Below are 20,962 nucleotides of genomic sequence, written 5' to 3' on the forward strand. Positions count from 1 at the left end.
GATAAAATTAACAATTAAGGACAATGACCGGCTTGCGAAACTACGCCTTTAAGGCGTTGCCAGTAACATGCCCTTACAGGGCTGAGTCAAACCACCCGTTGAACGGGTGGTCTGTGATTAAGCTATTCTCTCCCAAGGATTTTGGATTTCGATGAATGAATTCGTTTGATGTATAAACAAAGCTTGGCAATTCCGTTTCTTTAGTAAAGAAATAATCCCCGAATGAGAGCGCTGCCATGGAACCGCCACAAGCGACAAAAAATACATTTTCTATGTTCCTTGACTTAACAGCATCTAAAACTCGTTTAATTTGTTCCTCGTGTTCACCTCTCATTTTCTTCACTCCTTTGATTTCTTCTTGAACCAATACACCATTCTCTCGCTTCATTTAGACACCTCCATTTTTTATAACGTCATATAACGTTATATCGATTATCATATTACATCACGCAATTCGGATATGTCAATACTATTTTTATATTTTGAATACTTTATTGGAAATCAGTACTTTTCGGCATATATACATCCAGATATTGGTGGATTTTGATCATGATAAAAAGTGAAATTTTAAAAAACGAGGAACTAAAGTATGGAGAAAAAGTTCGTGGAGGATTAGACAGAGTGAACCTGATATTGTAATAATCTGAAAAAAAGCCCTTGGGTGTTATCCTCAAAATGAAGAGGCGTGGCTTTATATGGAGGGGGACCTGCTAGGCTTGAGCCAATCGAAACAATTCATGACTGGTTCGCCCTTTTGCAAGGGGGCAGGCCCACGCTCCTTAATCTCTTGGGGGGTGCTTTTCATGCTAGAGGTAGAAAAAGGTGGAGGAAAGACTCCGAAACCTACTGCCTGACATAAAAGAGATTATCAATGACAAAGCCAGACAGATCCAAATTTTAAAATGACCAGGCTCATTTCTAATTCTTTCTTTATCCTGTTCAATCCTCCTTGCTTATCCCAGTTTCATCCAGCCACAAAAAATATTTTCTCAATGTCGCTTCTTTAATCTTGCATTGAAAACGCTGACTCGATTAAACTATTACACGTTTGTGAATTTAGAGAAAGGAGCATAAAAACAATTCAATGGGAATGAAATGTTTATCAGATAGTGGCTTAATTGAAGCCTACATTAAGGCGAAAGAGTTAGAACTTGACCCTAATTTTATTCAACTACTAGAAGTCGAACTTAAACGTCGTTCTATTTCCATACATCTAGATGAAACACAGAAAAAACAAAATGGGTAGCAAAAAGCTACCCTTCAAATTTACATATATCAAAAGACCATTTAGAATTTCTTCGGCATCTTACGTTCTTTACACCATACTGATGAGTTGTCAAAACATCAAAATATCCTTCTAGCGCTTTATTTGACTGTACTATATGCTCTTTTCCTTCTCATTAAGCTTCCTAAGAAAATATCGTATTTCTATTCTCTCATTTATTGGATCTTCAATATTAACAGCTCTTATTGGAAGTTCAAAGTGTCCATTAAGCTTATTGTTTTTGACAACAACACACCATATCAGTAGAAATCCTATTATTAACCTTATGATTGGATGCTATTTCTGTATCTTGTTTTTCTAAATCAAAAATTAAACTTCCTTCTCCATTAATTTTAAATTCACTATAAAAAATTAAATTGATGCGAACCGAAGTAATGAAATTTGTATTCAATATTCTTAAATTCTGCAATTCTGCGTTTCTTTAAAAATATAGGATTATTGAAATTAATTCAATTGACAAACTATTCCTTATATGTAAATATTACAATAGATGGCAATGTTTACCAAATTACGACATTTTTTTAAAAAATGTCAAGTTTTACTTGTGTTGTAATGTTAGCGTTGTCATTCAAATGACTTAGAGAGGGAGGCGGTACATTAAATCATACATAGTATAGCAAACTATTAGTCTCCGTTTTTTCATGGCTCTTGGCACATTATGGACAGAAGGGAAGAATTAAATGAATAAAAAAAGATTTGACTATAAGAAAAGAATGCAGGCAAAAAGAAAAGCATATATGAAAAGAACTGCTGCTGTTGCTACTTCTTTTATTCTTGTCACTGCACCATTTGCAACATCGAATGTTTTGCATATTCCTGGTTTGTCGATAAATGCGGTTGAAGCTGCATCATTGACACAAGTGCAACTATTAACGAATGTTGATGTTACTGCAACATTGACGGAGCCTGTACCAGGAGAAAATTATAATCTAGCTCTCGGCCTGACAGGTACAGGTCTTGCGGATGCGGAATTAATTAGTCCGGAAAGAGTAGTTGTCTTCAATATCCCAGAACTAGCCGGAAAATTGCATGCAAATGGACAAGCAGATGTCAGTGTGGAAATTCTTCCATTGACTATGGATGACCTACCAGCACTAGGTTCTACAATCGGTACATTAACAAATACATTAACGAGTACCGTTGAAGAAGTACTAGATGTAGTAGATCGATTGCAAAGTAGTATTATTCCGGATAGTCTTCTTACTATTAATGGAATAGCTGAGCTAGAATCTGCTTTAGCTGCATTAAATAATATTGATCAAGCGCTGGCTGATGTACTTCAATATAATGATCAAGTAGATGTTGTTGTAAATCCGGACGGAAGTGTGGTTGTTAACTTCTCTGATGGTATTGGACAACATTTAGAAACAGCGGTGAATGATGTTGTTATACAACTTCTTGAAGATGTTATCGATGCGATAAATGATGTTGAAATTAAAATTTTACCAGGAGCTGAAAATATCCCTGGGGTTGGTTTAATTATTGGTGGATTAAATAACGCTATTAACGAAGTGTTAAGCGCTTTAACGGGTGTTGCAACAGAAGTAACTGGAGTCATTGATCAGTTAGCAAATGGTACCATTGATTTGGCGACTGACCTTGCAAGTGTACAGCTTATTGGCCAAACTTCTGTTAACTTAAACTTATCAGTAGATAATCCAGCTGGAGTTCAAGGTGAAGTTCCTGTATATGGTGCAGGTGTTAGTACCGCAGCTATAGATGCAGAATTATTATCTAGTTTGACGGATCAAACTACGATTGTATTTGACGAAGCTGATGATACTGATGCCGACGCTGACGCTGATGCCGATGCTGATGCCGACGCTGACGCTGACGCTGATGCTGATGCCGATGCTGACGCTGATGCCGACGCTGATGCCGATGCTGACGCCGACGCTGATGCTGATGCTGACGCCGATGCTGACGCTGATGCTGATGCCGATGCTGACGCCGATGCTGACGCCGACGCTGATGCCGACGCTGATGCCGATGCTGACGCTGATGCCGATGCTGATGCCGACGCTGATGCCGATGCTGACGCTGATGCCGATGCTGATGCCGATGCTGACGCTGATGCCGACGCTGATGCCGATGCTGACGCCGATGCCGACGCCGATGCTGACGCTGATGCTGATGCCGATGCTGACGCTGATGCCGACGCTGATGCTGATGCCGATGCTGATGCTGATGCTGACGCTGATGCCGATGCTGACGCTGATGCCGACGCCGACGCTGATGCCGATGCCGATGCTGATGCTGATGCCGATGCCGATGCCGACGCCGATGCTGACGCCGATGCTGACGCTGATGCTGATGCCGATGCTGACGCTGATGCTGACGCCGATGCTGATGCCGATGCTGACGCTGATGCCGACGCTGACGCTGATGCTGATGCCGATGCTGATGCCGATGCTGATGCCGATGCTGATGCCGACGCTGATGCTGATGCCGATGCTGACGCTGATGCCGACGCTGATGCTGATGCCGATGCTGACGCTGATGCTGACGCTGATGCTGATGCTGATGCCGATGCTGACGCTGATGCCGACGCCGACGCTGATGCCGATGCTGATGCCGATGCCGACGCCGATGCTGATGCTGATGCTGACGCTGATGCTGATGCTGACGCTGATGCCGATGCTGATGCCGATGCCGATGCTGATGCCGATGCTGATGCCGACGCTGATGCTGATGCCGATGCCGACGCTGATGCTGACGCCGACGCCGACGCTGATGCCGATGCCGATGCTGATGCCGACGCTGATGCTGACGCCGACGCTGATGCTGATGCCGACGCTGATGCCGATGCTGACGCTGATGCCGATGCTGATGCTGATGCCGACGCTGATGCTGACGCCGATGCTGATGCTGACGCTGATGCTGATGCTGATGCTGATGCCGATGCCGATGGAGACGGTGACGGTGATGGAGTCGGAGACGGCGACGGAGACGGTGACGGAGATGGTGACGGAGACGGCGACGGGAATGGAAATGGGAATTCCTCTAACAATGGAGGAGGCACTACTAATGGCCAAGGTGGAAACAGCACAGGTGGAAATAATGTAGGTGGAATTGGTAGTGGTAGCGGTAGCGGAAATTACTACGGAAACAGTGGTGATGGATATAAGCTACCGAATACCGCCACGAATACATTAAATGGCCTTTTAGGTGGGTTTGCAGTAGTAGTGGCTGGTCTACTAGGATTGTTTACACGTAAAAAGCGTAATCAAGCAAAGTAATATTTTAGTGAAATAATAATGCTGATCAGTCTATATTTCTATTGAAATATAGACTGATTTCTTCATATGAAATTATCACGCAAAGATGTCAATAGGTTAATAGAGAAAGAGGAGAAATGGGGAGTAGACGAAAAGTAGATAGATGGTAGGTAGCAACAACATTCACATTTATAAATTTCATTCTCTATTATTTTGTAGGAGGGAATTATTTTGAAAACAATAACTCCATTGAGTTACGTAAATCAGGCTATGAGTGATCTTGAAGGGTACTTTATCGAAAAGATCAAAGATGGGAAAATTGCTAAGATCGATATTAATAATAAGTCTCGATATATCATATTTCTTTCCGTTGGTAATCCTAATATTCGCGCTCGTGTTTTGAAAGTAGTAACAAACGACTTTTCAAAGGGAGTTTCTCAGCTTCGTCAAAAGGCGATTCAGCTTGTGCAAAAAGTCAATATAGATCCCCGTTGGATAAAAATGGATGTTGTGAATAAAATAGAAACGCTTTCCCTTGAAGAATTAGAACTAAAAATATCTAAAACGAGGAAAAATTACTTTCGATCAGGAATTGCTTTTGATGCGGATTTTCATCTAGCATTTTTGGAACAAGAAATACATGGGAATGCTATGATAAAAAATAAAAAAGATGAGCCACTTCAGTTAGATGAAATGAATATTAACCAGTATTTAAAAAGAAATTTTAAAAATCGCTCTGTTTTTACCAAAAAGCGATATTATCATCAGCCCGTCTATACATTTAATACGATGAGTGTTTTTAAAGAGTTGGAAAACCCTCAGCTTTTAGAATTATATAATGGAGAACTGACAAATGGTATTAGAAAAATTAAACATATGAAGGAAGAAACAAAGGAACTGATAAAAGGAGCAACCTATTTTTTAGTTAATCAGGTTCAAGAATCAGGACAATTTCATTATGGTTATTTTGCTGCCTTCGGTAAACGAATTGGGACCTATAATATATTACGACATTCAAGTTCCCTGTACTCAATGTTAGAAGGGTATGAGGTTTTAAAAGACGAACAAATTATTCATGCGGTTGAAAAAGGGATGGATTATTTAATTCGCGAGGCGATTGTCTATCAAGAGCATCATGCGGAGAAAATTGCTTATGTGGTAGATTATGCCAATCATCAAGAAATTAAATTAGGCTCTAATGCAACAGCTATTCTAGCCATGACAAAGTATATGGAGGTAACAAATTCACATAAATATTTGGACATTGCTCAAGCGCTAGCTAGAGGTATCTTAAAGATGAAAACACCAAGTGGTGGATTTATTCATGTATTAAGCTATCCAACATTTGAAATCAAAGATATTCATCGAATCATTTATTATGAAGGGGAAGCGATCTTGTCGTTATTGCGTTTATATAAAGTGGATAAGAATGATCTTTGGTTAAACGAGGTTAAACATACATTTGATTATTTCATAGCTCATGATTATTGGAAGCATCATGACCACTGGTTAAGTTATGCTACCAATGAATTAATCTTGTATGCACCAGAAGATCAATACTTTATTTTTGGTTTGAAAAATTGCGATGGTCGACTCTCTTTTATTTATCATCGTGAAACAACCTATCCGACATTCTTAGAATTAACGATGGCTGCTTATAAAATGATCGATCAAATTAAAAAACGGAACAGAAAGTACCTTTTGAAACATGTAGACGAAACGTTTTTAGAGAAAACGATTGATAAACGTGCTGAATATCAGCGGGTTGGATTTTTCTATCCTGAATTAGCAATGTATACTAAAAACCCCAGTTTAATAGTAGGTACTTTTTTTATTCGACACCACTCATTTCGTGTGAGAATTGACGATGTGGAACATTATTTATCGGGATACTGCCAATATTTACATTATCGCATTCCGAAAATGAGGAATCCATTATCAGCCGATAGCTTGAATTATTCATAGAAATTCATTGATGTCCTAGTAATGCTTATTTATTAAGTAGTCTGGATGAATTGCCATGCATCAAAAAAGGAATCCATTTCTGTTAAAGTTAAATCACCACAAAATAATCACAGAAAGGATTCTTATAATGGCTATCTTAGCGTAATTTCAATCGGCAAATGAAACTGTCAAATAATGGAGGTTTTCTTCCCTGTCCTCTGATACGGGCGAAACACATTTCAGAAAAAATAAAAACTAGGGTTCTCAGGGACATTAACCCAATATCTAAATCTAAAAGACGAACGACTTTACTATTTCTGTTCGAACGTAAATTTACTTTGTCATAAGATTTACCAAATCATTGCCGGGTATTCCAAAGACGATGTCGCTGATCATTTAACGAGCGACCTTGGTTTTTACACGAATTATTGGACAGAAGCGTTAGCTTCTCAACCTTGTTTATTTCATTGTATTACCCGATTTGATCCCGAATCCATTGTGCAATTAAATCAAGATAATTAAGAGCTGCTAGACAAAGGTGCATCAATTCAGAGAATGAAAGGTACTCATCTTTGATTTGGACTTACACATGCTGATATGTGGTGATTTTCTGAAAGCCCAACTGCGACCGAGAAATGTCTATACTTCCAATAGTGTTGTGGACTTCGTAAGACCTCTTATCGAGTACTATAACGAGAAATTTCCAGAGACCATCCCATTCTTGGTAGGGATAATAGTTTTGCGGTACCCACTTTGTATGATTTATATGAAGATGAATCGGTCTATTAATGGGGATTCTTCCCCTGGAACCCCATTCCCCGCACGAGAACTCTGTTTAAAAGCAAATGTTCCCGGTTCTTCACGTGTATCCCTCCGATTTCCATGATAAAAACTCTCCGTGAAATAATCTAATTCATATAGACTTCTATATGCAAAGCCATAGGTTTAATGGTTGCACACCTGTAAACAAAATTTTTCCCTCCAAGAAAAGCTGGGGATCCTGGAATGAGTAATAATGCGATAAAAACTAGACTGGCGATGATCCCGATTAAAGACTGATCAGGACCTATCCAAAGATGAAGTATGATTGAATCAGCGAGCGAGCAGTTCGATGGGTTAACTGCGATTATAGTCGTAGAAAATAGTTACATAAAAAGGGACATATCACCTTCGTCGTGTATGTCCCTTTTTATTAATTTGTTACAACTTTATTGTGAGGGATGAATCCTACATCTCACATTTCGCACGTGAGTGAAATCAAACTAATCATTTTTTTTAGAGGATTTTGTCCTCCTTTGTAGAAAACATTGTTATCTGATCGTTATTTATGTTCTTTGAAAAAGCGCGAAATATATGAATTAGCCTCGTTTTTCGGTTGAGAATTTGGTAAAATATTAGCCATAAAGCATCCCTTTCTTTGGTTATTGTTGTGGTGACTATATTTTACCAAAAAGGGATGCTTTTTTTGTGCTTTTTCGATAACTTTTTTGAGTAAACTCAGTTATATCAAGGGTTAATCAATGTTTTGTCACTGCGAAAGTTGAGTCTATTATTAAATTAGAATGGAGGAATCAACAGGTTCTGGTGGTGTATATTCAGCATTTTCTTTCACAACCGAAATCCCATATTTCTCAAGCTCCCTATGAATCATTGGGCTGTCTGCAATCCCTTTGAAGTATCTATATTCAAGGAAAATGCCTTACATACTGTCCCACGCCGATTCTAATTCAAGAAGTAGTTCCTTTTGCTCTTAAGTAGATAGTATTCATTCATACTCCTACCATGGTTATATGATTAAAGTGTAGATTGTCAACGATAAGTTATATAACCTATAATTCTTGATAAAAAGGGGAGATTTTGATGGACATTGATAAAAAGAAAAATACTCAGGTATTAGTCACTTTTCCAAATGAACTGTTAGAAAAGGTGAAGGATTTCCAATTTGCTAACCGGATTCAAAATCGTAGTGAGGCTATCCGAGAATTAAGAGGGTTAGAAAAAAATGAGAAAAGTCATTAGGAACTTACGCATGTATTTGGCGGTTAGTTGGTGTATGTTTCGGCAGTATGTTCATTAGTAATTTCGAATCATTATTCATATGAATTTGTATAAATAATCCATATTTTCTTTATGAGTCATATTTGATATGTTAAAGAAAAGGAGCGGGGAAATGAAATGAGAATTTTTGATGCGCATTTTCATATTATCGATTTTAATTTTCCGATTATCGAGAACCGAGGATATCTGCCACCCAACTATGTTGTAGAAGATTATCAGAATGAAACTGATGATTTGAATGTATTAGGTGGTGCAATTGTATCTAGTTCTTTCCAAGGATTTGACCAAGAATATTTATTAAACGCACTTGAACAAATGGGTTCAACATTTTGTGGTGTAACGCAATTACCTTTTACTGTGACGGATGAAGAAATTATAAACTTAAATGAAAAAGGGGTAAAAGCATTGCGTTTTAATATAAAACGAGGTGGTTCAGAAGAATTAGCAAAGCTCGATTACTTTGCAAGAAGAGTTTATGATTTGGCTGGGTGGCATAGTGAACTTTATATTGATGCAAAAGAGTTACCTGAAATTGCATCGACTATTGAAAAATTACCTGCTATTTCAATTGACCATTTAGGTTTGTCTGAAGAAGGACTAACGCATTTGTTAAAATTAGTTGATAAAGGTATACACGTAAAAGCAACAGGTTTTGGGCGTGTGGAACTAAATGTTGAAAACACTTTAAAATCCATATATGAAACAAATCCTGATGCGCTTATGTTTGGCACAGAATTGCCATCAACAAGAGCGAAAAGACCTTTTGAATATAAAGATATTGAATTGATCCAGCATCTATTTGATGAAAAAGCTACTGATAAAATCTTGTATACAAACGCTGTAAAATGGTATTTTAACTAATTTGAGTGTGCACATATAGACTAACAGGGGCTTTTGTTTAATATCTCGGCTGGCCATTTAATGGAACAAAAACTTATCATGGTTACATTGAGGAGGACATGTTAATGAATACAAATCAAGTTACATTTAGAGAAGCAACACTGCAAGACCTCGACAGGATTGTATATATGCTTTCAGATGACGTTTTGGGAAACAAAAGAGAGCTTTATCAACAACCTTTGCCAGAAAGTTACATAAAAGCATTTCAATCTATTAACTCTGACCAAAACAATGAATTGATTGTGGCTTGTTATGGTGAAGAGATAGTAGGTGTTCTACAGATTACCTTTACTCCATACATTACTTATCAAGGAGGATGGAGAGCCACAATTGAAGGTGTTCGTACTGCATCTTCAGAACGTGGAAAAGGTGTAGGGTCTATGTTAATTCGATGGGCAATTCAACGTGCCAAAGAGCGTGGATGTCATATGGTTCAACTAACAACAGATAAAAAGAGACCCGAAGCACTTTCCTTCTATGAAAAGTTAGGTTTTAAGGCATCGCATGAAGGGTTAAAATTACATCTTTAGAAGGAGAGGTCATTGAACTAACGGGCAGCTCTAACACAACAACGAAAAAAATTAAAGGGCCCAAAATACGCAAGAATTTATGCATTTCTTGTATATTTGGGCTTTTTCCATTCATAAAGCATTTTTTGATTGCTAAGTACAAGGCACTTTTGAGTAAAGATATACCGATGTTACTGTAATAGAGCCTTGTATTTAAAAGCATAGATTCTGCCGCTCGGAACTGCGCCTCCTCGAACTTTCGACGCACAGGATGTGCTAGTGTCGGCGTTGCTGACAGGACGTCAGCGCCTTTAGCCGACGGGTCCTTTTTGAACACACACTATAAGAAAGAGTTGGAAGATAATATCAATCACTTATTCGTTGGTTCTGCAATGTCTCTTCATCCTAAACGGAACGTCACAGAAATACCCTATTTCCGTGACGTTCCGTTTCATTCTTGGTCATCAGGCCGAAACATCAAAAATTGAACTTTCTGCTTTGTGGAGGGGCGAGTTGTCGTCCAAATATCTAGTCCCCGTTCCTTGATTTCTTTCATTAGGTTTTCTATGGCGCCAGCTACAGCCCTATTTAAGATAGGATGTTGCCCCCAGTGGTCAATGCTTTCTTCTTCCCAATAATAGAAACTCGCAAATGCCTCAAAATTGTCCTCATACACCGTGTACAAGATTTGAATGCGTAAGCCCTTATGTGTAATCCAATAGGTTCCTCCGTCCTTTGGTAATGGGTGCATTTTTATCCCTCCGATTTCGATTTCCATGATACAAAACGCTGGCACATAATTGTATTCTACCCAAGTGTCATGCCGTACTGGACTGTTGCAAAAACGAAAAAAATGATTGTATTTGTTTTTATGAGTCAAATGCAGCCTTATTCCTCCTCCTGTGATGAGGCTAGTATGTCTACTCATAGGAGAAGGTATTTTTGACAGCGTATACATTTTGTTTAAACACCATTAGTACTTTAATAAGGTGATTTTATGTTTTACTGGTTTTTCGTTATTTGTTTTTTCTCCAAACTGAACATAATGATAGTAAGGATGCTGATACTCTCTGACGATTTGAGCATTTGTCTCGTGAGGTGTTTCTTCATATAATTCTTGAAAACGTAGGTTATGTATGATTTCAAGCGTTCTCGCTTTATTTAATTTGCCTTCATAGGTTCTTTGCGAAAGTTCTAAAGTGATAATGTGATTTTTTCCTATATACAGGTTCGTTTCTGTTCTATTTTTAGCTTTGTAAAGGTTTCCGTGATTGGATGCAATCCAAATGTTATGTTCCTTTACTTTCGAATAAATCGGAAACCAATAGATATTATTGTAGACTTTCACAGGGGGCATATCGATATTTCCTAAAGCCTGTTTGGCTGCCTGCGTAGCGCCGTTTAAATCATGCCCATAATGAAGCAGGCTATCTTGCATAATTTGTAATGGACTTTTTAGTACTGTAAAACAATCAATTGCTTCGACGACTCGTGTAATCAAATATCCGTAGTGATCGACCCATGGCAATAAACCCGCTGTGAAAGACTTTATGATATAGTCCTCACGCACCTCTCCATTTTGATTATCTCCAAATCGATTGATCAAGTTCACTCTCCCTTTCTGTCCAATATTCTATTCTAGTAAAAAACAAAGGTGTTTAAAAATACCTATGTCTATTATCCTATAAAGAATAGAAGATTCCAAATAATTTGATCACCAATTTTACCTCTTTTTCGATAAATTAGATGACATTTGGGACTAATAGTCGCTATCCACTATCGGGCCTTTAATTAAACAAGCAACAAAAAAGGATCTGCTGGCTAGCTGACATGAATAAGTTCATTTTCTAGGTAAGTTATATTAAGAAAAGCTCAAGCGCCTTTAAATAGGAAGAACGGCTAAAAGCGCGACGACAATCGCCACGCCGATGGACTCGCATCCTGCGAGCCTCTCGGGGCTAGGCGCTGGAGCTAGACCTAGCATTAGGCAATTTTTATGCTTTCCCTTACCTTATCAAAAAACCCTCCCACTACAGGGAGGGATATAACATTGAAAAGAATGATAGAAACCATTATTGATGCTTATCTTATATTTTATTTATACGAATTACCGTCAGTCAGATATTCTTCGTTCTATTTTTTCCCCATCAATTTATACCATTTCTTAAAGATAAATCTGCTTAATTCAACCCATCCCCAGCTATATATGAATGAAAAAATGTAAATAAACCCTATAATTTTTATTGAAAAGGAATTACTGGCGATTGGTCCTAAAACGGGGAATTGGACAATATATAAAAGGAAACAAATGCCACCTAATAATAATAAAGACGTGAAAACGATGATACCGATTCGTCTTTGTAATATGTGAAGCGCTATCCCGATTCCTATACCTATTAGCCCGGTTGTAAACGGGAAAACAAAAAACTCACTAGGTTGGATTAGAATTAGTAAAAGAATCGTCAAAACGTAACTTTGAAGCCCAAAGGAAATGGAAACCATGGTACAAATCAAAATAGGAGCAGTGGCAAAAGGACTAATGAAATACCCGACACCAGGCAGAAGATTTCCAGTTGACTGTAGGATAGCTGCAAGTGCCGAAAGCAGGGCGGTTAGTACAAGCTTTTTAGAATAAGAAAACGTTTTTAAATATTGATGAAGCTTGTATGATTCATGTGATAAAATGCTAAACCAATACATAACTTTCTCCTTCGAGAATTTTTGGCTAATGCCGGATCTAGCTCCAGCGCCCAGCGACTATAGTATTAAGTAGAATTTGATCGTTATGAATCTGGAACAATTTCAAAAACAGTACCTTGGTTAAAATCAGTCACTTTCATAGAACCATAAACCCCTAAAAATAGTCTGGTTTGATCCAGATTCGTTCCCAGACTAACATAATAAGCTGACCCGGAACCAAAATGATAATCGGTTTTCATCACACTAAAATCATTTAGTTTACCATCTGTTCTTACCCTGGTATAAGCTAAAACCCCTCTAACTGGGGATTGAGATTCTTCGTGCCGGGCAAGATCGGTAAACACAATGCTTCCTGTTAAATCGGGGATTCCATTCCCCATATAGGCTTGCACACCTGTAAGGGCAGTTCCTCCGAATTTATCGGATCGGGGATCTTTGTGATAATAACTAGTTAAAGGCTGAAGACGCTTTACAGACGTATTGATTGTTTCATTATAATAAGCCATTGTATGCTCATCCAAAGCCGGGTTTGATGAGCACCCCCTTATAATGGAAGTAGGTAAAGCACCTTCCCACCCGCGCCAGCCGAAGTTAATAAATCCCTCTTGGTCAGGTTCAGATTTAAGTAAAGAAGATTGAATAAGCTGCGTAACCGGGATTGGTTGATAATAAACGAATGAAAAAATCGACTCTACCATATCCTGTCCTACATTTCCCACATATTTGATATATTGATTATTCACCCTTTGAAATGAAATGCCTGGTATATTGCGAACCCCTTTGGCAATGACCGTAAGTGTTTCCTGAATAGGTACGGGAAGTTCATTAAAACGTGTGACGACAGGTGGATTATAGATAAATGTATTCTTACTTACATCCATTTCAATTATTTTACCAGCGATTTCCATGTCGTCCTGACTTAAATTAAATGGATCATAGCCTGCTCCACCATCTCCGGTTGTTAAAACAAGTCTTCCGGTTTCAGGTGAAAAGTTTAAGCTATTAACACCATTATGATTAAAAAATGGTCTTCTTAAATTAAGTAATGTCCGTCGTTTTTGGGGGTGACCATTCGGTTGTAAAATCCATTCTTCAACTGTATCAATATGATCATATTGGGTTTCTCTATTGACCCACTTTAGGTTTAAAGTTTGGGGATCACACGGGTTTGGCTTAAAATGTTCGGAAAGAGCACCTGGACCTTTTGTTCCAGCTACTGAATAATGAAGATAAAACAGCCCGTTATAATAAAATTGGGGATGAAATGCTAGTCCTACCAATCCCCGTTCATCATATCCACGACCAGAAACACCTTCTTCAGAGGTACCTAGTTTTATGATCCGCGAGCGTATATCTAAAAACGTCCTTATATCTCCGCTTCCTATGTAGAAGATCTCTCCCACCTGGGTTGCAATAAATAATCTTTCAATGGAGTCACCCGGGGGTATAGTTGTTTTCAAAACGGTGGGTAAATTTATCTTACTTACAATGGGCTGTAAACGAACCTTAACTTTTTTCAACTAACTGTACACCCCCTTCTTATTGTCTTCTTTTAGAATATGATAAGAATTGTTCATTTAGTATTAAATGGGGGAATTGCAGAAAGATTTTACCGCTTTTCACAAGTAGATCACGTTCTCTTGGATAAATCTTATGAATAAATTTTTGACAAACCAATTTTCAAATGATAGGCGTACAAAGCGTTACCTGATTCTTCTGATTGTAACCTGTTGGAAATCTCAAAATAGATTATATGATGCGTCCATTCATCCTTCACTGCCTATGTTTGACATGTTGCAGTTCTTCTTTTTCTTGTCCCCGTCACGTAGCACGTATCGTGCAATGATGGTGATGACCGGTTCCTCAAGCTGCTCTATTTGGTTTGGAGATAGAGCTTCGTCGGCTTCTTTTTAAAAATTTTGCCCGGAAATGATTCTTTGTTAGAAATGACAATTCCCCTTAATGAAAAGGCAAAAAAAGAGCTCGCTTTTCGACAAATTGGCAAAAACTCACACCTATTTTTGCCAAAACAGCCATTCGCTTTGGAAACCTCTTTTTCCTAAGGTAGAGATACCCGGGAATACACAGAAAGCGCGCTTTCCAAAGGAAAAGACAATGGAAAGTTTTGACGAAATGGTGGAGAACTATCAACCGATGATTTACCATGTGATGAAGTCTTTATCGATTTATAAAAATCAGGATGAATTTTTCCAAACGGGGTTGATTGCCTTGTGGGATGCTTATCAACGCTTTGATCATGAAAAGGGAGAATTCTCTTCCTATGCCTACTCCTACATAAAAGGGCGGATGATGACAAAACTCACAAAACACAAACAAATCGAAGAAAGAAATGTCTATCCAGATGACGTGTTCTGGGAAAATACAGTGGAAGAAGAGGAACAGTGGTTAGAACAAGAACACCTGCAAAACTACTGCGTCGGCCTGTCCGACAAGCAAAAGCAATGGGTCATCGACACCTTCTACAAAGGCATGACCACCCGCGATATCGCCGAAAAAGAAAACCTCTCCCTCTCCGCCATTAAAAAACGCAAAGCCGTCACATTGGCGAAAATACGGGAGAATATTGAGAGGGGGGTGGTGGAGGTTTGAACACTCTTTGATCCTTTAGGATACCATGGCAAAATCCCCTCCGCTTCAATAGAAAGGGGATTTTGCCTTTTAATAGGGCAGGGCGGTATGATTTATTTCGCGGTGAAGTCCTTAGTACAATGAGAGAACTAATATAGATCGGAATTTATTTTTAAACTTTAATGTAAATTTATTACTGGAAACATATGATTATTTTCTACTTATTTTTCCTTTTATCAATTAATAATAAAACTGACAACACGACCACACTAAATACCACTATAAACAGAAATGACAAGTATAGCGTCATGAATCCCCCGAATGTCTCATCAAACTCTAAAAGAGCGACATCTGGATCATATATGCCACCCATGGAAATATATCTAGCCACTTCAAGATAAACAATATGGAAGATAATACTCATCCATAGTGATCCTGTATACTTTCTATATAGCTGTAGAGCAATTCCAAAAGTGAAGAGCAGTATAAAATAATCTATAGTTATTGTAAATGGCTCATTAAAGAATATTGACGCCAATGCCATCACTGTAATCGGCACACAAATGAAGATTAACGGTTGCAAAATCAACGAGATGATAAAGCGAAATTTCTTATGCAACTCTTCTAATATTAGTCCACGGATAAAGACTTCTTCTGGAAATGCTTCATACATAAATGCTGTTACTGCATTGATTAAAATGGAAATTATAACACTTGTTGATAAGTTCAAGCTAACATTTTCAATGCCACCAAATAAATAAGCTGTTAAAATTCCTGATATGAGTAAAATAAAAGGCAACGCAATTCCGACGATCAACTTTGATAGTGAATTTACACCCTTCAAGCCAATATTTTCAAACACGTATGGATTTTTCCTTTTAAGTATATAAAGTACAAACAGCGTTAACCCGGTAAAAATCACTCCTTGTAAAAGCATGCCTATTTGTCGATCCATACTTTGAGTTTCTATCAAATATCGTCCGACATTCCCCGATACAAAGAGAAATAATGATACGAGTACAAAGTAGAAAAGTAACCGACTAATTCTAAATTTCGACGAATCCATTTGAATGCTCCTTTTTTTTGAATGTGGTATTGATATATATTACGCATCAACCAAATCTATAGTTTCAATTTGTTAATGTTAGCACGATCAAATAAATATCTAGTCAATTTATGGAAAAGGATACAGATACTGTGATACAGAACTTTTTTACAATATTTAAAGATGTATTAGCGGATCCTTATCGATTTATAAAAACCAAGATGAATTTTTCCAAACAGGGTTGATTGCCTTGTGGGATGCTTATCAACGATTTGATCATGAAAAGGGAGAATTCTCTTCCTATGCCTACTCCTACATAAAAGGGCGCATGATGACAAAACTCACAAAACACAAACAAATCGAGGAAAGAAATGTCTATCCAGATGACGTATTCTGGGAAAATACAGTGGAAGAAGAGGACAATGGCTGGAACAAGAACACCTGCAAAACTACTGCGTCGGACTTTCCGACAAACAAAAACAATGGGTGATCGACACCTTCTACAAAGGTATGACCACCCGCGATATCGCCGAAAAAGAAAACCTCTCCCTCTCGGCCATCAAAAAACGTAAAGCTGTTACCTTGGCGAAAATACGGGAGAATATTGAGAGGGGGGTGGTGGAGGTGTGAACGGGGGTTTTGTCGATGGCCTTTTTCATTTCCAAAAGCAGCGTGATCATGTCATTGGTCCTAAAAAACTATTGTGTCAGTAACAAATCCTAGTAGGGTGGGTAATATGTGCCATGCAACGGCGAGAGCCATTCCTACCGACCAACTGGGAATAGGATTAGTAGTAATAGCCAATAAAGGGTTGCAACAAAGCCGCTCTGCGCTTTGTCTTGCTAGGGAGTTGGAACAAGCCATCAAACTACCAGATGTGTGGAAAAGATACTTTTTAAACGAAGAAGATTACAGCGATCGTCTGAGTTTTTAATGAGGAGAGTGGAAGACCAGCTATCAAAATGAATCAATGTTATCACACGATAGAGTTAAAGGGCGTCAATGAACGCTTGGGATTATCAACTTTACGCTATCATACAATGGATGCTAGATATGATTATGACCCCATTTACGAACAAGTACACTGAATGGGACACCAATCGGTGATTACTTACAACAAGCAAAATGAAGGAGAACTTGTTGGTTATGACAAGTACTTTGCGCCAACCTGTTTTCGAGTTATCGTTATGATAGCTTTGATCCTAGATATGAAACTTCGAAAAATAAAAGCCCAAAGGAATGTAGAGACTGTCCTTTAGCAAACGAAGGTATCTGTCAAAAGATTTATAAGGTAAAAATATCCCAAGATCTTCGTAAATATATTGCGCCAGTACGGGGTTCTCAAGCACGGAAAAACATTTTTAAACGCCGTACCGCTGTAGTATCTCAAAGAATTCTTTTAACTCGATAACTAACGTTAACTACCATTATACAAGATTTGGGAGTGTGCTTCCTTTTTCATGTTTCAAACTCCTTGGGTTACAAGGGCTAATTTTATGAAATTCATTCATTTGTAAAGATACTCTCATGGATAATTTTTATAATTTAGGTTACTGACAAAAAAGGAAATTTTACTACATAAAATAAATATTGCATGTATTTTTCCTACGTGATATAATGAAATTAATTTTAGGAGGTAAGCGAATTCAATGATTGAAAAATTAAACAGTGAAATGCTTTCAGCGAATGCAATTCAACAAATTAGGGGAATGTATAAAGGATTGCGTAAATCCGAACAAAAGGTGGCAGACTATCTTCTGCAAAATACTGAAAGGGTTATCAATAGTAGTATTTCTGAAATAGCAAAAGAAAGTAATGTTAGTGAAGCGACTGTGATTCGCTTTTGTAAAGCAGTTGGTTTTATGGGATTTCATGATTTAAAACTAGCTCTTGCACGAAATATGGTAGAGTCAGAATCACCAAAAATTTTCGAAAATATTTCCAAGAACGATGCACTGGATACGGCCATTCAAAAAATATTTGCCAATAATATTTTTGCATTAAATGAAACATTGCAAAGTTTAGATCTAGATCAACTAAATCGTGTAGCCACATTATTAAGTACCGCTCGAATTATTTATCTCTATGGTTTAGGGACTTCAGGTATTGTTGCAGAGTATGCTTCCTATCGTTTTACACGGATGGGCCTTATTACAAAGGAATATGTCGATAGTCATTCGATTGCAATGTCTACTGCTACAGTAAAGTCACAAGATCTTGTTTTGCTTATTTCCCAATCAGGAAGTACAAAGGAAATCGTGGAGGCTTTAAAGGAAGTGAAACAACAAGGTGCACCGACCATAGCGGTGACAGGCTATCCACGTTCACCAATCGCCATCGAAAGCGATATTGTTTTGCAAAATGCCATACACGAAGCGCCATTTGAAAGTGGAGGCATGCCCTCTTTACTTGCACAGCTTGGTGTTATCGATGCGATGATGGTGGGGGTAGCGCTTGAACATTTTGACGAATCGATTGAAATGATTCGTGCAACTGCAGAAGCTGTAAAGTTAAAGAAATACTAATTGTGTTTGAGGACAGTACGAAAAGGGGGTGTTTCTATTTGTAGCAAATTATCCGTCATGATCATACCCACTCATTGCTCACAAAGTCGAAGGTAAGAAATTGCGAATAGTTGAAGGCCAAAAGGAGGATAAAATGAATTCTTCATGCAGTGGGGCACTTGCTACATGCATGAATAACATTACGGAGGATATGTTTATCAAAACTTTCAGAAAGGCACGAGAAGCCCACGAATATTTCAAAAGTTGAAATAAGGCACGTCCACAAAAAATAAATAGTAAATTTTTGTAAAAATATACAAAAATATCTTTTGAATATCGATAAAAACAAAAAAACATAACAAAGGATACAGTTACTATCATACAAGAGTTTTTTAACAAATACAAATATATTTTGATTGAGAGCATCCACAAGTTAACGGGTTCAGATAAAACGTACCGCACTAGCCAAGACAGCGGAAACGATTGGAAAAGGGTGTCAATCCATTGTTGCGAAGGAGTTTCATGTTAGTGGGATACCATAAGGAAAGGCAGATTAGAGTTGGAAACTGGAACCCCAATTGAGGATAATTTCCATGCAAGAGGTAGAAAGAAAATGGAAGAAGAAAAACTCCCTAACCTATTACAGGATATCGTGGACGGGTAGAGCCAGATAGACCTAAATTTTAAAACGACCAGACTTTTACTAGACTAACTGTGAAGGAAGTAAGAAAACAGCTTATTCTGCAAAAAGGTCAAGAAAGTGATGCCATTAAAGAATTGAACAAACAGATGCCATCTTTGATAATCTGAAAAAAGTGCATCATAAAAACCGATTAAAAAGCAATGTTGTACGATTATCGATCGACACCAAAGATAGAGTGAAAATCGGACCGTTTTCTAGAGGAGGCAAGAGCCGGAGCAATGTACAAGCGGCCGATCATGACTTTGGGAATGACTACCTCACTCCCTTCGGAATTCTGGAGGTGATGAATGATCACCTAGAATTGATATTCACGGAAACAAAGGCCACAGCAGACTTTATAGTTGATTGTATAGAAGCGTACTGGATCAAACAAAACTTCCAAAATAACGTTGATACAGTTATCATCAATGCAGATAATGGTCCGGAGAATAGCAGTCGTAGGACACAATTTATGAAACGTATCATTGAGTTTGCGGCAACATATGATTAAAGATTCTATTAGCCTACTATCCCCCTTATCATAGCAAAGAAAGGGTTTTGGGACGGTTAGAGCAACATTGGAATGGAGGCATAGTGGATACCTAGGAAACGGTTTTAAGATTTGAGGAGAGCATGAGCTGAAATGTATAACCCCAGCGTATCCCTTGCAGAAAAAGCATATGAGACAGGGAAAGAGGTGGAGAAAAAGGTCATGGAGTCTTGACCGGGCAAAGGGTATAGAGAAATGGTTTGTTGAGATAACCCCCAATAACTGTAAAGGAATGTTACAAATGGAATAAATAACATCTGGGGGAAAGGGGGAATTATGCCTTTTTTAGCGAAAATGAGATACTTTCCTTCAATTAACGTATATTTTTTAGAATATAGAAAAGAAAAAGTAGATTATTAATATTCATGTTTATGGCAAAACAGTTAGATTAGTATAAATTGACTTATTATTTATTTTAATATGCCTAAGGAAGGTTGATGAACATGGCAATTGTATTTACACGTGTAGACGGACGGTTAATTCATGGACAAGTAGCGGTCACTTGGACACGGAATGTTGGTGCAGAAAAAATTATTGTGATAGATGACGAGACAGCAGGTGACGAGACACAACGGATGCTAGTAGAATTAGCAGTGCCTGTTGGTGTTACTGTAGAGATTTACAATGTGGAGGATGGTGCCACCGCGATAAAAGAAGGAGCTGCAGATGAACAGAAGACAATGTTAATTACAAAAAAACCTGACACTATTTTAAGTTTACTGAACCTAGGAATAACAATTGACCCTATTAACATTGGTGGAATGTATCATGAAAGCGGGAAGACAAAAATAGAGAAAGCTCTGTTTGTAGATGATCATGATCGTGACATATTTAAACAGCTACAAGAAAAAGATGCGACGTTATTTTATCAGATGGCTCCTATGAATAAAAAGCAAGATCTTTTTTCGCTTTTGTCTTAATGAAAGGTCCTTCCTAATACGCACTAAAAAGGGTGAATGGCGTATTTTTCTTTTCAAA

The 20,962-nt window shown here is 38.1% G+C and carries 19 protein-coding genes and 4 pseudogenes; 17 read left to right on the forward strand and 6 right to left on the reverse strand.

All coding sequences use genetic code 11. The annotated features are described in order from the left end of the window. Positions 1–73: 73 nt before the first annotated feature. The gene (locus MUB24_RS19850) at positions 74–388 is read right to left on the reverse strand and encodes a phosphoheptose isomerase family protein (RefSeq protein WP_244707218.1); all 315 of its coding nucleotides are present in this window, start codon (positions 386–388) and stop codon (positions 74–76) included. Between the two features lie 696 nt (positions 389–1,084). On the opposite strand from MUB24_RS19850, the gene MUB24_RS19855 reads away from it, so the two are divergent. The 9 genes and pseudogenes from MUB24_RS19855 (at position 1,085) to MUB24_RS19885 (ending at position 9,935) form a co-directional block, all read left to right on the forward strand. Next, positions 1,085–1,246: a sporulation histidine kinase inhibitor Sda gene (locus MUB24_RS19855; protein WP_396426786.1), complete on the forward strand. Its 162-nt coding sequence runs from the start codon at positions 1,085–1,087 to the stop codon at positions 1,244–1,246. Positions 1,247–2,022: 776 nt separating this feature from the next. Then, positions 2,023–2,991 (forward strand): annotated as a pseudogene (locus MUB24_RS23555) (adhesive domain-containing protein); the annotation flags it as partial. Positions 2,992–3,043: 52 nt separating this feature from the next. Beyond that, a complete protein-coding gene (locus MUB24_RS19860) occupies positions 3,044–4,351 on the forward strand; it encodes a hypothetical protein (RefSeq protein WP_244707220.1) in 1,308 nt (435 codons plus the stop codon). A 5-nt stretch (positions 4,352–4,356) separates the two neighbouring features. Continuing rightward, positions 4,357–4,524: an LPXTG cell wall anchor domain-containing protein gene (locus MUB24_RS23730; RefSeq protein ID WP_396426789.1), complete on the forward strand. Its 168-nt coding sequence runs from the start codon at positions 4,357–4,359 to the stop codon at positions 4,522–4,524. 210 nt (positions 4,525–4,734) lie between these two features. Next, complete coding sequence (locus MUB24_RS19865; RefSeq protein WP_244707223.1) at positions 4,735–6,468, forward strand: glycoside hydrolase family 88 protein; 1,734 nt, start codon at positions 4,735–4,737, stop codon at positions 6,466–6,468. A gap of 158 nt (positions 6,469–6,626) precedes the next feature. Then, a pseudogene (locus tag MUB24_RS19870) lies at positions 6,627–7,233 on the forward strand (transposase); the annotation flags it as partial. A gap of 1,074 nt (positions 7,234–8,307) precedes the next feature. After that, a complete protein-coding gene (locus tag MUB24_RS19875) occupies positions 8,308–8,466 on the forward strand; it encodes a ribbon-helix-helix domain-containing protein (RefSeq protein WP_244707225.1) in 159 nt (52 codons plus the stop codon). Positions 8,467–8,622: 156 nt separating this feature from the next. Further along, complete coding sequence (locus tag MUB24_RS19880; RefSeq protein ID WP_244707227.1) at positions 8,623–9,366, forward strand: amidohydrolase family protein; 744 nt, start codon at positions 8,623–8,625, stop codon at positions 9,364–9,366. A 104-nt stretch (positions 9,367–9,470) separates the two neighbouring features. Beyond that, positions 9,471–9,935 carry a GNAT family N-acetyltransferase gene (locus tag MUB24_RS19885; RefSeq protein WP_244707229.1) on the forward strand — a complete coding sequence of 155 codons (465 nt, stop codon included), beginning with the start codon at positions 9,471–9,473 and terminating at the stop codon, positions 9,933–9,935. A gap of 430 nt (positions 9,936–10,365) precedes the next feature. Here MUB24_RS19885 and MUB24_RS19890 read toward each other — a convergent pair whose 3' ends face one another. From MUB24_RS19890 to MUB24_RS19905, 4 genes are all read right to left on the reverse strand, one after another. Continuing rightward, positions 10,366–10,665, reverse strand: a complete 300-nt coding sequence (locus MUB24_RS19890) for a hypothetical protein (RefSeq protein WP_244707231.1) — start codon at positions 10,663–10,665, stop codon at positions 10,366–10,368. Positions 10,666–10,887: 222 nt separating this feature from the next. Continuing rightward, complete coding sequence (locus MUB24_RS19895; protein WP_244707232.1) at positions 10,888–11,520, reverse strand: competence protein ComK; 633 nt, start codon at positions 11,518–11,520, stop codon at positions 10,888–10,890. A 527-nt stretch (positions 11,521–12,047) separates the two neighbouring features. Further along, positions 12,048–12,614 carry a hypothetical protein gene (locus MUB24_RS19900; RefSeq protein ID WP_244707233.1) on the reverse strand — a complete coding sequence of 189 codons (567 nt, stop codon included), beginning with the start codon at positions 12,612–12,614 and terminating at the stop codon, positions 12,048–12,050. A gap of 83 nt (positions 12,615–12,697) precedes the next feature. Then, on the reverse strand, positions 12,698–14,134 hold the full coding sequence (locus tag MUB24_RS19905; RefSeq protein WP_244707234.1) for a PQQ-dependent sugar dehydrogenase: 1,437 nt from the start codon (positions 14,132–14,134) through the stop codon (positions 12,698–12,700). A 595-nt stretch (positions 14,135–14,729) separates the two neighbouring features. Here MUB24_RS19905 and MUB24_RS19910 point away from each other — a divergent pair. After that, a complete protein-coding gene (locus MUB24_RS19910; RefSeq protein ID WP_244707235.1) occupies positions 14,730–15,224 on the forward strand; it encodes a sigma-70 family RNA polymerase sigma factor in 495 nt (164 codons plus the stop codon). Positions 15,225–15,420: 196 nt separating this feature from the next. Here the strand turns inward: MUB24_RS19910 and MUB24_RS19915 are convergent, their stop codons facing one another. After that, a complete protein-coding gene (locus tag MUB24_RS19915) occupies positions 15,421–16,269 on the reverse strand; it encodes a CPBP family intramembrane glutamic endopeptidase (RefSeq protein WP_244707237.1) in 849 nt (282 codons plus the stop codon). A gap of 229 nt (positions 16,270–16,498) precedes the next feature. Between MUB24_RS19915 and MUB24_RS23735 the strand changes: the two genes are divergently transcribed. From MUB24_RS23735 to MUB24_RS19940, 7 genes and pseudogenes are all read left to right on the forward strand, one after another. Next, positions 16,499–16,738 (forward strand): sigma factor, encoded by a 240-nt coding sequence (locus tag MUB24_RS23735; protein WP_396426787.1) that lies wholly within the window; start codon positions 16,499–16,501, stop codon positions 16,736–16,738. Between the two features lie 20 nt (positions 16,739–16,758). Next, a complete protein-coding gene (locus MUB24_RS23740; protein ID WP_396426790.1) occupies positions 16,759–16,878 on the forward strand; it encodes a hypothetical protein in 120 nt (39 codons plus the stop codon). A 106-nt stretch (positions 16,879–16,984) separates the two neighbouring features. Then, entirely contained in the window at positions 16,985–17,182 is a 198-nt protein-coding gene (locus MUB24_RS19920; RefSeq protein ID WP_244707238.1) for a hypothetical protein, read from the forward strand. 55 nt (positions 17,183–17,237) lie between these two features. Continuing rightward, positions 17,238–17,629, forward strand: a pseudogene (locus MUB24_RS19925) (IS5/IS1182 family transposase); the annotation flags it as partial. A 268-nt stretch (positions 17,630–17,897) separates the two neighbouring features. Further along, on the forward strand, positions 17,898–18,773 hold the full coding sequence (locus MUB24_RS19930) for a MurR/RpiR family transcriptional regulator (RefSeq protein ID WP_244707240.1): 876 nt from the start codon (positions 17,898–17,900) through the stop codon (positions 18,771–18,773). Between the two features lie 355 nt (positions 18,774–19,128). Continuing rightward, positions 19,129–20,234, forward strand: a pseudogene (locus tag MUB24_RS23840) (ISAzo13-like element transposase-related protein). Positions 20,235–20,427: 193 nt separating this feature from the next. Further along, positions 20,428–20,904 carry a PTS sugar transporter subunit IIB gene (locus MUB24_RS19940; RefSeq protein ID WP_244707244.1) on the forward strand — a complete coding sequence of 159 codons (477 nt, stop codon included), beginning with the start codon at positions 20,428–20,430 and terminating at the stop codon, positions 20,902–20,904. Positions 20,905–20,962: the final 58 nt, after the last annotated feature.

This window comes from Lederbergia sp. NSJ-179, assembly GCF_022867885.1.
Classification (GTDB): Bacteria; Bacillota; Bacilli; order Bacillales; family Bacillaceae_C; genus Lederbergia.

What these genes read in the sequence shown, in the direction of transcription:
- MUB24_RS19855 (WP_396426786.1), top strand. Translation starts at nt 1,085, where the DNA reads ATGGGAATGAAATGTTTATCAGATAGTGGCTTAATTGAAGCCTACATT.
- MUB24_RS19880 (WP_244707227.1), top strand. Translation starts at nt 8,623, where the DNA reads ATGAGAATTTTTGATGCGCATTTTCATATTATCGATTTTAATTTTCCG.
- MUB24_RS19850 (WP_244707218.1), bottom strand. Translation starts at nt 388, where the DNA reads ATGAAGCGAGAGAATGGTGTATTGGTTCAAGAAGAAATCAAAGGAGTG.
- MUB24_RS19885 (WP_244707229.1), top strand. Translation starts at nt 9,471, where the DNA reads ATGAATACAAATCAAGTTACATTTAGAGAAGCAACACTGCAAGACCTC.
- MUB24_RS19890 (WP_244707231.1), bottom strand. Translation starts at nt 10,665, where the DNA reads ATGCACCCATTACCAAAGGACGGAGGAACCTATTGGATTACACATAAG.
- MUB24_RS19875 (WP_244707225.1), top strand. Translation starts at nt 8,308, where the DNA reads ATGGACATTGATAAAAAGAAAAATACTCAGGTATTAGTCACTTTTCCA.
- MUB24_RS19915 (WP_244707237.1), bottom strand. Translation starts at nt 16,269, where the DNA reads ATGGATTCGTCGAAATTTAGAATTAGTCGGTTACTTTTCTACTTTGTA.
- MUB24_RS19910 (WP_244707235.1), top strand. Translation starts at nt 14,730, where the DNA reads ATGGAAAGTTTTGACGAAATGGTGGAGAACTATCAACCGATGATTTAC.
- MUB24_RS19930 (WP_244707240.1), top strand. Translation starts at nt 17,898, where the DNA reads ATGATTGAAAAATTAAACAGTGAAATGCTTTCAGCGAATGCAATTCAA.
- MUB24_RS19940 (WP_244707244.1), top strand. Translation starts at nt 20,428, where the DNA reads ATGGCAATTGTATTTACACGTGTAGACGGACGGTTAATTCATGGACAA.
- MUB24_RS19900 (WP_244707233.1), bottom strand. Translation starts at nt 12,614, where the DNA reads ATGTATTGGTTTAGCATTTTATCACATGAATCATACAAGCTTCATCAA.
- MUB24_RS23740 (WP_396426790.1), top strand. Translation starts at nt 16,759, where the DNA reads ATGACCACCCGCGATATCGCCGAAAAAGAAAACCTCTCCCTCTCGGCC.
- MUB24_RS19920 (WP_244707238.1), top strand. Translation starts at nt 16,985, where the DNA reads ATGTGCCATGCAACGGCGAGAGCCATTCCTACCGACCAACTGGGAATA.